14 protein-coding genes and 1 pseudogene are annotated in these 13,570 nt (G+C 63.9%); 11 read left to right on the top strand and 4 right to left on the bottom strand.

Translation table 11 applies throughout. The features are described 5' to 3' along the window. Positions 1-81: pseudogene (mscL, locus tag RFM52_RS17425) on the top strand (large conductance mechanosensitive channel protein MscL); the annotation flags it as partial. Positions 82-245: 164 nt separating this feature from the next. Continuing rightward, positions 246-446, top strand: a complete 201-nt coding sequence (locus RFM52_RS17420; protein WP_320296552.1) for a hypothetical protein — start codon at positions 246-248, stop codon at positions 444-446. Between the two features lie 170 nt (positions 447-616). Here the strand turns inward: RFM52_RS17420 and RFM52_RS17415 are convergent, their stop codons facing one another. Both RFM52_RS17415 and RFM52_RS17410 read right to left on the bottom strand, forming a co-directional pair. Then, positions 617-1,282 (bottom strand): response regulator transcription factor, encoded by a 666-nt coding sequence (locus RFM52_RS17415; protein WP_320296553.1) that lies wholly within the window; start codon positions 1,280-1,282, stop codon positions 617-619. Further along, entirely contained in the window at positions 1,279-2,361 is a 1,083-nt protein-coding gene (locus RFM52_RS17410; RefSeq protein WP_320296554.1) for a sensor histidine kinase, read from the bottom strand. The genes RFM52_RS17415 and RFM52_RS17410 overlap by 4 nt, the downstream gene beginning before the upstream one ends. Positions 2,362-2,557: 196 nt before the next feature. On the opposite strand from RFM52_RS17410, the gene RFM52_RS17405 reads away from it, so the two are divergent. The 6 genes from RFM52_RS17405 to RFM52_RS17380 all read left to right on the top strand — a co-directional run bounded on the left by RFM52_RS17405 (position 2,558) and on the right by RFM52_RS17380 (position 6,383). Next, positions 2,558-2,935, top strand: a complete 378-nt coding sequence (locus RFM52_RS17405) for a helix-turn-helix domain-containing protein (protein ID WP_320296555.1) — start codon at positions 2,558-2,560, stop codon at positions 2,933-2,935. Between the two features lie 229 nt (positions 2,936-3,164). Further along, positions 3,165-3,746, top strand: a complete 582-nt coding sequence (locus RFM52_RS17400; protein WP_320296556.1) for a VOC family protein — start codon at positions 3,165-3,167, stop codon at positions 3,744-3,746. Positions 3,747-3,768: 22 nt separating this feature from the next. Beyond that, a complete protein-coding gene (locus tag RFM52_RS17395; RefSeq protein ID WP_320296557.1) occupies positions 3,769-4,614 on the top strand; it encodes a glutathione S-transferase family protein in 846 nt (281 codons plus the stop codon). A gap of 267 nt (positions 4,615-4,881) precedes the next feature. Beyond that, entirely contained in the window at positions 4,882-5,241 is a 360-nt protein-coding gene (locus RFM52_RS17390) for a hypothetical protein (protein WP_320296772.1), read from the top strand. A gap of 187 nt (positions 5,242-5,428) precedes the next feature. Continuing rightward, positions 5,429-5,887 carry a COG3415 family protein gene (locus RFM52_RS17385; RefSeq protein ID WP_320296558.1) on the top strand — a complete coding sequence of 153 codons (459 nt, stop codon included), beginning with the start codon at positions 5,429-5,431 and terminating at the stop codon, positions 5,885-5,887. Continuing rightward, positions 5,808-6,383 carry an IS630 family transposase gene (locus RFM52_RS17380; protein WP_320296773.1) on the top strand — a complete coding sequence of 192 codons (576 nt, stop codon included), beginning with the start codon at positions 5,808-5,810 and terminating at the stop codon, positions 6,381-6,383. Before RFM52_RS17385 ends, RFM52_RS17380 begins: the two co-directional genes overlap by 80 nt. A gap of 106 nt (positions 6,384-6,489) precedes the next feature. Here RFM52_RS17380 and RFM52_RS17375 read toward each other — a convergent pair whose 3' ends face one another. Together RFM52_RS17375 and RFM52_RS17370 are read right to left on the bottom strand one after the other, a co-directional pair. After that, the gene (locus tag RFM52_RS17375; RefSeq protein ID WP_320296559.1) at positions 6,490-6,711 is read right to left on the bottom strand and encodes a hypothetical protein; all 222 of its coding nucleotides are present in this window, start codon (positions 6,709-6,711) and stop codon (positions 6,490-6,492) included. A 347-nt stretch (positions 6,712-7,058) separates the two neighbouring features. Beyond that, positions 7,059-7,406 carry a hypothetical protein gene (locus RFM52_RS17370; RefSeq protein WP_320296560.1) on the bottom strand — a complete coding sequence of 116 codons (348 nt, stop codon included), beginning with the start codon at positions 7,404-7,406 and terminating at the stop codon, positions 7,059-7,061. A gap of 196 nt (positions 7,407-7,602) precedes the next feature. Here RFM52_RS17370 and RFM52_RS17365 point away from each other — a divergent pair, with 196 nt between their 5' ends. The 3 genes from RFM52_RS17365 to pstC all read left to right on the top strand — a co-directional run bounded on the left by RFM52_RS17365 (position 7,603) and on the right by pstC (position 13,567). Beyond that, a complete protein-coding gene (locus RFM52_RS17365; RefSeq protein WP_320296561.1) occupies positions 7,603-10,962 on the top strand; it encodes a response regulator in 3,360 nt (1,119 codons plus the stop codon). Between the two features lie 494 nt (positions 10,963-11,456). Next, complete coding sequence (pstS, locus tag RFM52_RS17360) at positions 11,457-12,515, top strand: phosphate ABC transporter substrate-binding protein PstS (protein WP_320296562.1); 1,059 nt, start codon at positions 11,457-11,459, stop codon at positions 12,513-12,515. 65 nt (positions 12,516-12,580) lie between these two features. Beyond that, positions 12,581-13,567 carry a phosphate ABC transporter permease subunit PstC gene (gene pstC / locus RFM52_RS17355; protein ID WP_320296563.1) on the top strand — a complete coding sequence of 329 codons (987 nt, stop codon included), beginning with the start codon at positions 12,581-12,583 and terminating at the stop codon, positions 13,565-13,567. The last annotated feature ends 3 nt before the right edge of the window (positions 13,568-13,570 follow it).

Below are 13,570 nucleotides of genomic sequence, written 5' to 3'. Positions count from 1 at the left end.
AAGCCGGCCCCTGCCGCCGCGCCGCCGCCTGCCGATGTGCAGCTTCTGACCGAAATCCGCGACCTGCTCGCGAGAAAATAGTAGAATCATTCGAGGCGGCCGGACCCTGGTCCGGCCGCCTCGATCTCGCTCCAGACTGCGTCGTTTCTCAATCCGCAAGCCCTCTCGGCCGATCAGCGGAAATCTTCAGCACAGCGTTCCGCCTCTAACAAAATCGCCCGCGAACCATGGGCAAGGCTTCGGACATGACGATCGTTGCGGAATTGCTGACGAAGCTCGACGATACCATGCGGACCGTCAAAGGCCATTTGGCCGAAATGGATACCGAGCGGCTCAACGCACTCGTGCGCCTGCTCGCGCCGCGACCGTCGGTTGGCAGCGCCGAGATGGTCCTGACCATACTGGCGCTTCGTGAAATCGAAGCTCGCAATCAGGCAAGGAAATAGCCGTCGAGGGCCTCAGCGAGGCACCAGCGTCGTCTTCCCCGACCTGCCGCCAAGAACAGGAACTCAGGCAACCAGACTTCCCCGTGGCTTTCCCTAAACCCCGAGCCTCGGGCCTTTCTGAGCAATCGACGGCCCTGCCGTGCCGGACGGGCGTTAACCCGCGAGATCGCTCAGCCTATCGTTTTGATGGCCAGTTCGGTCCGGTTCTTGGCCCCGCACTTCTCCAGGATCGTGCTGACGTAGTTCTTTATCGTACCCTCGGCCAAATGCAGTTGGGCGCCGATTTCGCCATTGCTCTTGCCTTCGACGATCAGTTTGAGGATTTCGTTCTCGCGCGCTGTGAGGTCGCCGCGCGCCGGCGCGCTCGCCGGGGCGTGGCGCGGACGCAATCGCTTGAATTCCTCGAGGATTTTCGCGGCGACACCGGGTGAAAGCGCGGATTGGCCGTTCGCTACGGTTCGGATCGTCGCCGCGATCTCGTCGATCCTGGAGTCCTTCAGCAGATATGCCTTGGCTCCGGCGCTGACAGCCTCGAAGATCAGGTCGTTGGTCTCGAACGTGGTCAGGACGACGATGCCGGTTCCCGGAAATTCGCGCAGGATACGCTGGGTTGCCGTGACGCCGTCGGCGCGCGGCATCTGCAGGTCCATCAGGACGACGTCCGGACGGTACCGACGCGCGAACTCGATCGCCTGCTCGCCGTCGGCGGCGGCGCCAACGATCTCGAAATCGTCGTTTTGCTGGGCAAGCAGCGTGGCAAGGCCTTCCCGGATCAATGTCTGATCCTCGGCGATCAGCACGCGTATCCTTTCGGGTTTGAGGTGCGGATCGGTCATCTGGCCATACGCTCGCCGCTGCTGGGCCGTTCGTTCGTCGCCGACACGGTCAGGGGCAGGGATGTCCTAACCAGCGTACCCGCCCCCGGCGCGCTTTCCACCGCGCATTGTCCCCCCGCGAGCTCGGCGAATTCGGCCATTCCAATCAGCCCGAAATGCCCCTGTTTGGGAACGGTCCCGTCAAAGCCGCGTCCGTCGTCGCGGACATCGACAATGAGCCTTCCGCCAGCTTCGGTTCTCTCCACGACCGCGTCGAACCGGACCCGTCGCGCCTTCGCATGCGCCTCGACGTTACGCAACGCCTCGCCGACGATGCGCCGAATCGTCGTCTCGTGATCCTGCAGCCCGGGGCGAGCTCCGTCATCGATTTGCGTGGAGACCTCGATGCCGGTCTGCTGCGCGAAGTCCGACAGCATCTTCTCGATATCCGAACCCGGTTCGAGGTCGTCGGGCATCCTGAGCCGGGCGATGGCGTCGCGCGCCCGCGCCAGGCCGGCTATCGCGGCTTCCTCGGCAATCGCGAGCCCGTCCGCAACGCGGGCTGGATCGGTCGCCAGGAAATGCCGCGTCAACCGGATCTGCGTCAGCAACGCGATGATCGAATGCACGAGCGTGTCGTGGAGGTCGCGCGCCAGGCGAAGGCGGGTGCGGGCGAGCGTCGCGAAGCGCACCTCGGAATTGGCGGCTTCGAGCTGCTGCTCCATCAAGCGTCGGGCGCGCCGCTCGCTTTCGAACATGATCTCGGCCTGGCGCGCCGTGAAGTCCGGCATCGCGATCACGACGTAGTGCGATCGATCGCCATTCCACAGGATCACAGCGGTGACGGGGCGGTCCAGCCCCGGCAATTCGGCCCGCACGCCCGACAAGGCGATCAGGTCGCGGCGTCCCTCGGACAAGGCCGCCATCTCGGCCTCCATGCCGACCAGCAGCGTGCACAGGCAGCAGTCCGCCCCAAGGGCGGGGAGCCACTCGACCAAGCGCCCCACTTTTTGCTGAACTGTCCTGTCGGCCCGCAAAACAGCAAGCCCGATGACTTCCGCTTGCGCGGCCGGCAGTAATTCTGTGCCGATATCGATCATTCGTTCTCGCAAAAACAACCGCGGGGCGCGGCAGTCCACTTTGACGTAAGCCCGAACCGGCCGCAAACGAATATGACTTTCGTCATCGTCGCCCCTGACTTTCGGCAGATATCCCTTCCTCGTCCAAGAAGGTAGGTCGAAGGTTGCCATGAAGCTAAACGTCCAATTCATCAGGCACCCGGGCTCGAAAGAGCGCATGGTCGTGCTGCCGGAATCCCAGTTCCGCATGCTCAAGCGGACCGCGATGGCGGGTGTGAGCGAGCTTGACGAGCCTGCCCCCAACAGTCCTTTGCCCAAGCGCGTCCTCGACAGGATCGCCGCCGGCGAGAACCCGGTTCGCGCCGTCAGGGTCCTGCGCGGCCTGAGCGGAAGGCAGCTCGCCGCCCAGGCCGGAATAACCCCGAGCATGCTGTCGCAGATAGAGCGCTCCGGAAAGACGGCCTCCACCAAGACCCTCAAGGCAATCGCGCACATCCTGGAAGTACCCCTGGGTGCCATTTCGCCTCATCTATCGGCCGGAATCGGAGGTGTTCCGAGTGATACCGGCAGGACCGTGCCCTGGATCCCGACCTGAGGGGCCGAGACGCCCGCGCCTATCCCGTGAAGCGTCAGCGCTTCTGGCGCAACGCCTCGGATTGAATTAGCATCCCCTCATCGACGCTCCGGCCGCGATCCGACAAGATGCGGAATTCGGGGCGCGACGAGAACCGGGCGGCGGTCGCGTGCCTAGGGCTGGTCCGAGCGCGGCCAGGCCCTTGGAAATCCGCCAGCCGGCAAGGCGCGGGAGCAGGCGGGAGGAGCCAATGCAAAAGCTGCAGTCGCAAGGCGTTCATCACATCACGCTGGTCGGTGCCGGGCGCCAGACCTCGATCGACTTCTGGGAGGGCGTGCTCGGCATGCCTTTCATCTTCGAGCAGCCCAATCTCGACAAGGCGAGCGAAAGCCATCTCTATTTCGATCCGGGCGACGGGCGGCTGATCACCGTCTTCACCGACGAGAGCCGGACCCCGGTCAGGCGGCGGACACCGACCGATATCGGCTGCGTCCACCACATCGCGTTCTCGGTGTCGCGGGTCACCTTCCTGCAGGCGGTCGCGCGGCTCGACGAGCGCGGCATCAAGCACAGCGGCGTCAAGGATCGCGGTTTCATGGACTCGATCTATTTCGAGGATCCGCTGGGACTGTTGATCGAGCTCGCCTCCTACCGCTTCGACCCGCCGGCCGGCTTCACCCATGCCGACGTGCTGATGGAGGCGCACAAGATCCGCGTGGCGCGCGGCGACTACAACATCGCCGAACTGCACCTGGCCGACGCCATCCAGGCGCTGGTCGAGCGGTCACGCGAAACCCTGTCGGAAAACAGGGCGGCAAAAAATCCTTATTAACCGGGCCAGAGGGAGGACCGACATGGCAAAAGCTGCAACGAAGAGTGCAAAGAAACCCGCGGCCAAGGCGGCCGCGAAGGTGACGGCAAAGGCCGCGCCTAAAGTGACGGCAAAAGCCGCGCCTAAAGCGACGGCAACGGCCGCGCCTAAGGCCAAAGTGAAGCCGGCTAAGAAGCCGGGTGTAAAACTCAGCATGCTGAGGCCGAGCGTCAACAACATGACCGTGCGGGTGTTCGCGCGCGCGGCCGGGCTCGATCCGGCGGAGACCGATGCCTGGGGCCATACGCGTTCGCCCGAGTTCCTGGCGCGCAATCCGGCGCATCTGACGCCGATGATCGAGGACAAGGGCCTGCCGCGCGGCGTGCTGTGGGAAAGCTGTGCCATCATGCAGTACCTCGCCAACAAGCACGGGCTGGATAAGTTCTATCCCAAGGCGCCGGCCAAGCGGGCGATGGTCGACAGCGCCATGTTCTATCTGGTCGGCACGCTTTACCCTTACGTCGCGCGCGCGACCTACCCGGCGCTCGGCTTCCCGCAATATGCCGGCGAGGTCGGTCACAGCGACGCCCACCCCGACAAGAAATCGGAAGCGCAGAAGGCGGCAATGGCCGCGATCGCCGAGCCGCTCGAGGTGTTTCACTCTTTCTTTCGCGACGGCAAGCCGTTCATCGGCGGCAACAACCCGTCGATCGCCGATATAAGGCTGGCGGCAACGCTCGAATTCCTGGCGGTCATCGACTACGCGCTGCCCAAATGGGCGAAGGAATACATGGCGGCGCTGGAGAAGAAGCTCGGCAAGGCTTACGCCGAACCCGCCGGCGACGTGCGCGGCTACATCGCGCATGTGAAATCGCAGGCCAGGGCGTAACAGTCCTTCGGGGTTAAGGTTTCGTTTACCTAAGGCCTGTCTACTGGTCGCAGTCCTCGCCGCGACCACGGATGTACTGGCGCCATGACGAGGCAAGGGAAAGGTCGGCTCCGTGCCGGCCTTTTGCTTTTCCGGCCATCGCGCCGCAATCACGACAGTATGATTGCGGCGCCGACGGGCAGGCTGAAATCCTGTTGTCATCCTCGTCATGGATCGTACGATGCCGCCAGGCGGTTGAGCGATGGCAACGAGGAACCCGCGATGAACATGGCAAGATCCTTGGTGATGGCGGTCACGCTGTCGATTGCGCCCTTTCCATCGGCCGCCGCGTCGCTCAACAGCATGAACGAGGTCGGCGGCGCCTTGCTCGCCTGCTGGACACCGCCGGCCAATTCCGACAATTCCTCGGTCACGCTCAGCTTCAGCTTCAAGCGCGACGGCACGCTGATCGGGCCGCCGAGGACGACCGCCATCCATGTCGGCGGCGACGACAAGGCGCGCAAGGCCTATGTCGATGCGGCGACCAAGGCCCTGAACGATTGCCTGCCGCTCAGCTTTTCGCCGTCGCTGGCGCAAGGCGTTGCCGGAAACGTCTTCACGTTGCAGTTCAACTCGCCGAAGAAGTAGCAGCAGGCTTGACTATTTGTTCCAACGCAATTCCGGACGATAGGCTGCGGCGAAGGCGCCGAGCCTAAAGCGCGTCGCGCTGAAACGGATTCAGGCGACGCGCTTTAAAAGCACGTCGCCCTTTAAAGGATTCGGGATTCCCTGAAAGACGGTTTGATGATTCATTGCGGTGGAAGGGAGAACCGTGATGGGCAAGCCGTTACCGATGGCGTTGCGTAAGCGTGTTGCGGCGTTTGTGGATGAGGGCAACAGCAACCGTGAGGCGTCGCGTCATTTCCGGGTTTCGCCGAAGTTCGTGAACGATCTGATGAAGCTGCGCGCCGAGAGGGGTTCGCTTGAGCCGCGCCGGCAAGGCCATGGCACTGGCGGCGGCAAGCTGGCCGCTCACGCCGATTTCGTGTGCCAGCGGATGGCCGAGAATGGCGATCTGACGCTCGACGAACTGTGCGTGGAGCTGGACGGGCGCGGCGTTACGGTGCATCGGTCGAATGTGGCCCGTCTGCTTCACCGGCTGGGCCTCAGTCACAAAAAAGACACTCTGGGCGAGCGAGCACCAGCGTCCCGACATCCGGCAGGCGCGCGAGCATTGGACCGAGCGGCGCAAACCGTTCTTCGACAAGGCCTTGATGCGCCTCGTCTTCATTGACGAGACCTCGACCAACACACGGCTGACCAAGCGAACCGGCTGGGCGCCCAAGAGCGAACGTTACCGAACATCCGCACCATTCGGCGGCTGGAAGACGCAGACCTTCATCGCCGGCTTGAGATGCCACGCCATGATCGCGCCTTGGATCGTCGATGCGCCGATGAACAAGGCGCGTTTCGAACTCTATGTCGAGACCCAGCTTGCCCCCGAACTCAAACCGGGCGACGTCGTCATCCTCGACAATGTCGCCTTCCACAAGAGCGAGCGGGCGGCCGAACTGGTGCGCCAGCGCGGTGCCTGGTTGCTGCCGCTGCCGGCCTACTCGCCCGATCTCAATCCAATCGAAATGGCCTTCTCGAAACTCAAGGCGCTGCTCAGAAAGAAGGCCGCGCGATCCTTCGACGCCTTATGCAACGCTCTCAAGGACATATGCGACCTGTTCGACCCGCTACAGTGCCGAAACTTCTTCAAAGCTGCCGGATATGAGACCAATTAAACGCGACATGCTTTAGGTCCTTTGTTTGATGCATGTCGTTGCCGCAAAACCGAGGTCACTTTTGCGCGACATGCATTAACCGCTCACACCTTTCCTGTAATTGCTTTCAGGTCAAACCGCGTGCGCGCCGAATCTGGGCGTGCTTTTCCAGTTCCGGCATCTCGAAGACGTAATCGTTCCAGGCGGAGTCCGGGATCTGCCCGGCAAGGTAACAATCCAAGAGAAGGCTTTGTTCGGGGGTAAGGGGTCTCGGCGCCTGCTCATGATCCAGCCCAAGCGAATGGATCAGGTTCCTGGTCAGGCCAGAGACGGTGAAGTGGATGGACATCTTCAGTCTCCTCCGCGCAGCGCGGCTCACATCAACGCCAACAACGCCTGTCGCCCATCAAAGGTTTCATCAGTGATCCGTGATCGCGCCGCGGGTTTGGCCATCGCCGACCTAAAGCGCGTCGCGCTGAAACGGATTCAGGCGACGCGCTTTAGGTCCTTTGTTTGATGCATGTCGTTGCCGCAAAACCGAGGTCACTTTTGCGCGACATGCATTAGTCGGAGGCCCTCGTCCCGACAGACGCGAAGCCGGTGCGCGTGGTCGGGCCGGCCTTCTTCCCGCGAATTGATCGGGCCGCCGTTCCCTGCCTTGCGGCATAGGCGCCCGGCTATGTTGACCAGGCAAATTTACTCGCAGACGACGCGGTAGCGCTTGCCAGTTTCGCCGACATTCCGGCAGGTCAGGGGGGGCTGCTCGCCGGAAGACGGGCCGGGCAAATCCCGGCTGTAGGAGGGCCTTGCCGAAGCGGGCCTGGAATGACGCCGGACAGCGGGATCCGGCGGCGGGCCTGGCGGCAGAGGAAACACGTCCGAGGCCATTTGCCGCGACGCGGTCGTTCCCGGCGGCGCCTCGTCCCACACACGCCTGACATCCATCCGGCTAGGTACGATCACCGTGCCGTCGTCGCTGCGCACGCAGCCGCCCGCCGCAAGCAGCACCGGGCACAAGACGAAAGCCGTGATCCGACCAAACATTAGCAACACCTCAGGCACCTTATAATGCGTCATTGCCTTAATCGCCAACGGGCGGATTACCGCAGCCGGCGGCGACCGGAATTTGCGGCAACGACACCGGGGGCAGGCGGTTGCAATCATTATGGTTAGCGGATCGTTAATGCTTGTCGGGCACATTCCGTCGACGAACCGGCGCGGTTCGGCCTTGGGGGTAGGAATGGCGGATACGGACGGGACTGTCGGGGCGGACAGCGCGCGGAATTTCGACAAGGCGGATATGAGCGGCAACGGGGCTTTTCCCAGTGACGTCCACGACATGGCCGGGCCTTCGGAGGCGCTTGCCAATCTGAGCCTGATGGTCGATTCGATGCCGATCGGCGTCATCGTTCTCGATGCCGAATTGCGGGCGGAGGTGGTCAACCGGGCGTTCTACGATTTCTGGAAGATCGATCCGCTGCGCGCTCCGGCCGGCAGCCGCTTTCGCGACCTCATGGAAGCCAGCCGCGATGCCGATCCGTTCGGCGGCGAGGAACAGGCCTGGCAAAGCCATGTGGCCGAGCGGGAGGCTGAAATCCGGGCTGGAACCTCGGGATCCAGGCAGTTGCCGCGCAAGGACGGCCGCACGCTGATCGCCTCGCTGGCGCCGCTTCCCGGCGGCAAGCGGCTGATCTCCTATGTCGACATCACCGACATGAAACAGCGCGAGACAGAAGCGGAGGACGCGCACAGGAACCTTGCCATCGTGCTGGAGTCGCTGCCGGCGGGCGTCATCATCTACGATCGCGACGACCGCTTCGTCTTCGCCAACCGCAAGCTGCAGGATACGCTGCCGGCGCTGAAGCCGGCCTGGCAGCCGGGCCGCACATTCCGCGAGGCGTTGTCGCTCGGCCATTCGGTCGGCTACTTCCGCTCGAGCGGCGACGCCGAGATCGACGGTCTGTATGGCGTCGACACCGAGCGCTGGCTTGACGCCATGCTCAAGCGGTACCGTTTGCCGAGTTCCGCCTACGAACGCCTCAACGCCGACGGGCGCTGGTACCAGGTCTATGACATGCGCACCGACGACGGGACGTTCATCGGCGTGCGCGTCGACATCACCGACATCAAGACGCGCGAGAAGGCGTTGGGCGACTCCATGCGCCAGATCGACCTCTACCGGCACGTGATGGACGAGCTGCCGGTGGCCGCCTTCATCAAGGCCGACGATCTCAGCATCGAATTCGTCAACAAGGCCTGGTGCGCGCTGACCGGCCTCGCCAAGGACGAAGTGTTCGGCAAGACGGATCGCGAGCTCTTCGCGACGGAAGAGGCGGACGGTTTCAGCAATGACGACACCGAAGTCGTGACGACCGGCGCGGGGCGCGAGATCGAGGAAGCCGTCACCCACCGCGACGGCACGGTGCGGCAGCTGATGACGCGCAAGAGCCGGCTGGTGGCGATCGACGGCTCCGTGCATCTGGTCGGCTCCAGCACCGACATCACCGACGTCAAGGCGCGCGAGCAGGTGCTCCGGCAGAGCATGAGCGAGAACGAGGTGTTCCGCAGCCTCATCGACAACGTGCCGGTGTCGATCTACGCCAAGCGCTCGGATCTCAGGCAGTTCTACGTCAACAAGGGCTGGTGCGATCTCACCGGCTTCAGCAGGGAAGAAGCCATCGGCAAGACCGATGTCGAGATTTTCGGCGCGGACGGCGAAGCCTTCGTCGCCAGCGACCTTGCCGTGCTGCGCACCGGCGAGACGCAGGAGATCGAGGAGACGGTGACGATGCCGGACGGCAGCGTCAGGCACCAGTTCGCGCGCAAGGGCGCGATGATCGCCTCGGACGGCTCGCTCTATCTCATCGGCTCCACCACCGACATCACCGAACTCAAGCAGCGCGAGGCCGAGCTCGGCGAGGCGCGCCGGCGCGCCGTGCTTGCCGACCGGGCCAAGTCGGAGTTCCTCGCCAATATGAGCCACGAGATCCGCACGCCGATGAATGGGGTTCTTGGAATGGCAGAGCTGCTGGCAAAGTCGGACCTCGATCCGAAGCAGAAGACGTTCACCGACATCATCGTCAAATCCGGCAACGCGCTGCTCACCATCATCAACGACATCCTCGACTTTTCCAAGATCGATGCCGGCCAGCTGGTGCTCGACCCGGCGCCCTTCAATCTCGCCGAGGCGATCGAGGACGTGGCGACGCTGGTATCGACGCGCGCCAAGGAGAAGGACCTCGAGCTCATCGTCCGTGTCCAGCCCGGGCTCGACGGCCAGTTCGTCGGCGATGTCGGCCGGATCAGGCAGATCGTCACCAACCTGCTCGGCAACGCCGTGAAGTTCACCGACGAGGGCCATGTTCTGGTCGATGTGACGGGCGACCGGATCCCCGCGGGGACGAAGCTCACCATTTCCGTGACCGATACCGGCATCGGCATTCCGGAAGACAAGCTGAAGCTGGTGTTCGAGAAATTCAGCCAGGTCGACACCTCCTCGACCAGGCGGCATGAGGGGACCGGTCTTGGCCTTGCCATCACCTCGCGGCTGGTCGAGATGATGGGCGGCGAGATCGGCGTCGACAGCGCCGAAGGCAAGGGTTCGACCTTCTGGTTCACGGTTACGCTGCCCAGGGCCGAGCAGGGCGGACAGCGCATCATGCCGATCGACGTCACCGGCGCGCGCGTGCTCGTCGTCGACGACAATGCCGTCAACCGCTCGATCCTGAGCGAGCAGATGGCGTCGTGGACGTTCGATTCCTGCGCGGCCGAAAGCGGCGCCGAAGGGTTGAAGGTGCTGATTGCCGCCGCCGCCTATGGCGTGCCGGTCGACTGCGTCGTGCTCGACTACCAGATGCCCGGCATGACCGGCGCCGAGATGGCGCGCATCGTGCGCAACACGGCGGGCTTGGCGCATACACCCATCATCATGCTGACCTCGGTCGACCAGTCGCTCGCCAACACGGCCTATCGCGACCTCGGCATCGACGCGCAGCTGATCAAGCCGGCGCGCTCCTCCATCCTCCTGGAAACGCTGGTCGCGACCATCCAGCGCCATCGCCACAGCAGCGCCGCGGCGCAACCCGCTGTTGGCGGCGGCAGCCCCCCGCAAGCCGCGCCGGCGCCGACGGCGGCATCGGATCGCGCCATGCTGCAGCCGCCGCCGGGGCGGGCGCGTCCACGCCCCGCCGATGCGGAGCGCGGGCTCGACATCCTGGTGGCCGAGGACAATGAGGTGAACCAGCTGGTGTTCACCCAGATACTCGGCGAGACCGGTTACCGATTCGAGATCGTCGGCAACGGCCGCAAGGCGCTCGACGCCTTCAGCAAGCTCAATCCACGCATGATCCTGATGGATGTGTCGATGCCGGAAATGAACGGGCTGGAGGCGACGGGCGCTATCCGCCGACTCGAGGAGGACATGGGCACGCATGTGCCGATCGTCGGTGTTACCGCGCATGCGCTGAAGGGCGACCGCGAACGCTGCCTGGAAGCCGGCATGGACGATTACCTGCCGAAGCCGATCAGCCCGCGCGCGCTGCTGGAAAAGCTCGAGCGCTGGCTGAGCGCCGAAGCGGAAGTCCGGCGCAGCGCCGGCTAAGCGCGAGACAGACCGGCGGCACCCCGCGAGGAGCATTGACGCATACGTATGGTGCGATCGCACCATATCAAAGCATGTGCCAAGCCAGGACAATGGGCGTATCGATTCCGCCTTTCAGTTACGGGCGGGAGCGGCGACCGCCAACAAGAAACAGCGTCGACTCTACCCCAACGGACCCTGTTTTCGGCGATGGCCAGGCCATGATCCGCTCTGGCGTACAGGCAACGCGCTCTCGTCCGGATTTTATTTCCCGGCGGCCGTGACCCGGCCGCCGGGATATTTTTTGATTCAAAAGTCAGACAAGTTACTGATTCCCGCGGCAAACTCCGGCCGGTCCCGCGAGGCCGCCGCGGACCTCTCCAGACATCCCCGTTCGGGCGTTACTGGGCTGACACGAAACTGTCATGCGACTGTAATAATCGAGAGCTATTGCCCTCACCGGGCGCCGATACAACGGGTGCCGAGAGACCATCTTCCGAACAGGAGCAGGCCACATGAGACATTTCATCCGCTCGGCGGCCGTTGCGATTGCAATGGCTGCGGCATCAACCCTTAGCATCTCCGCCGCGATGGCAGCCGACATTTCCGGCGCCGGCGCCACCTTCCCCTATCCGATCTATGCGAAGTGGGCTGACGCGTACAAGAAGGAGACCGGCATCGGTCTCAACTACCAGTCGATCGGCTCCGGCGGCGGCATCAAGCAGATCAAGGCCAAGACCGTGACCTTCGGCGCTTCCGACGCGCCGCTGAAGGGCGAGGATCTCAACTCCACCGGGCTGGCGCAGTTCCCGATGGTGATGGGCGGCATCGTTCCGGTCGTCAACCTCGAGGGCATCAAGCCGGGCGAACTGGTTCTCGACGGTCCGACGCTGGCCGACATCTTCTCCGGCAAGATCACCAACTGGAACGACGAAGCGATCAAGAAGCTCAACCCCGACGCCAAGCTGCCCGACCAGGCGATCGCCGTCGTGCACCGCTCGGACGGCTCGGGCACCACGTTCAACTTCAGCTACTACCTGGCCGACGTCAGCGCCGACTGGAAGTCGAAGGTCGGCGTCAACACCGCGCTCGAATGGCCGGTGGGCATCGGCGCCAAGGGCAACGAAGGCGTCGCCAACAACGTCTCGCAGACCGGCGGCGCGATCGGCTACGTCGAATACGCCTATGCCAAGCAGAACAAGCTGACCTACACCGACCTGATCAACAAGGACGGCAAGAAGGTCGAGCCGACCGCCGCTGCCTTCTCGGCCGCCGCGGCCAATGCCGACTGGAGCTCGCAGCCGGGCTACGGCGTCATCCTGGCCAACCAGGCCGGCGCTGAATCCTGGCCGATGACGTCGGCCACCTGGATCCTCGTCTACAAGAAGCCCGACGACGCCGCGGCCACGACCGAAGCGCTCAAGTTCTTCGCCTGGTCCTACGCCAAGGGCGACGAGCTGGCCGCCAGCCTGGACTATGTTCCGATGCCCGACGCCGTCGTGAAGAGTGTCGAGGCGATGTGGGGCAAGGACATCGTCGACGCGAACGGCAAGCCGCTGTACTCCGGCATGTAAGTCCTAGCGAATAAGGAGGGCGCCTTTGGGCGCCCTCCTGTCTCTTTCGAAATGCGAGGGGGTAAATGACAGCCGTTTCCGAAGCCGCGACATCGTCCGCCCTGCGGACCAGAGAAGCGACAGTGCGCCGCTTCGCCTTCACCGACATGGCCTTCCGGACGGCCACCCGCCTTTCCGCCATCCTCGTGCTGGTTCTGCTCGGCGGCGTCGCGATCTCGCTGGTCGCCGGCTCGTGGGAGGCGCTGTCGAAGTTCGGCTTCTCCTTCCTCACCACCGAATCCTGGAACCCGGTCACCGAGAATTTCGGCGCGCTGGCGCCCATCTACGGCACCATCGTCACCTCGGCCATCGCCATCCTCATCGCCGTGCCGATCGGCATTGGCATCGCCGTCTTCCTGACCGAGCTTTGCCCGCGTCCTCTCAGGCGGCCGATCGGCATTGCGGTCGAGCTGCTTGCCGGCATTCCCTCGATCATCTACGGCATCTGGGGCCTGTTCGTCTTCGCGCCGTTCCTGCAGACGACGGTGCAGCCCTTCATCATCTATATTTTCCACGGCATACCGGGGCTCTCCAGCCTGTTTGCCGGCCCGCCCTACGGCATCGGCCTGCTGACCTCGTCGCTGATCCTCGCCATCATGGTGCTGCCCTTCATCACCTCGATCACCAAGGACGTGTTCGACACGGTGCCGGCGGTGCTGAAGGAATCGGCCTACGGCATCGGCTGCACGACCTGGGAAGTGACCCGGCGCGTGACCATCCCCTATACCCGCGTCGGCATCATGGGCGGCGTCATGCTCGGCCTCGGCCGCGCGCTCGGCGAGACGATGGCCGTCACCTTCGTCATCGGCAACGCGCACCGCATCAGCGCCTCGCTGTTTGCGCCGGGCACGACGATCTCGGCGACCATCGCCAACGAATTCACCGAGGCCGACGGCGATCTCTATACGTCCTCGCTGGTATCGCTCGGCCTGATCCTGTTCATCATCACCTTCATCATCCTCGCGCTCGCACGCTACATGCTGTTGCGCATCGATAGCCGCACGGGAGCCTGACCG

This window comes from Mesorhizobium humile (assembly GCF_033977215.1).
In the GTDB taxonomy this organism is placed as follows: Bacteria; Pseudomonadota; Alphaproteobacteria; order Rhizobiales; family Rhizobiaceae; genus Mesorhizobium; species Mesorhizobium humile.
Note: the sequence above shows the minus strand (reverse complement) of the source record. Positions and strands in the feature narration are given on the sequence as shown.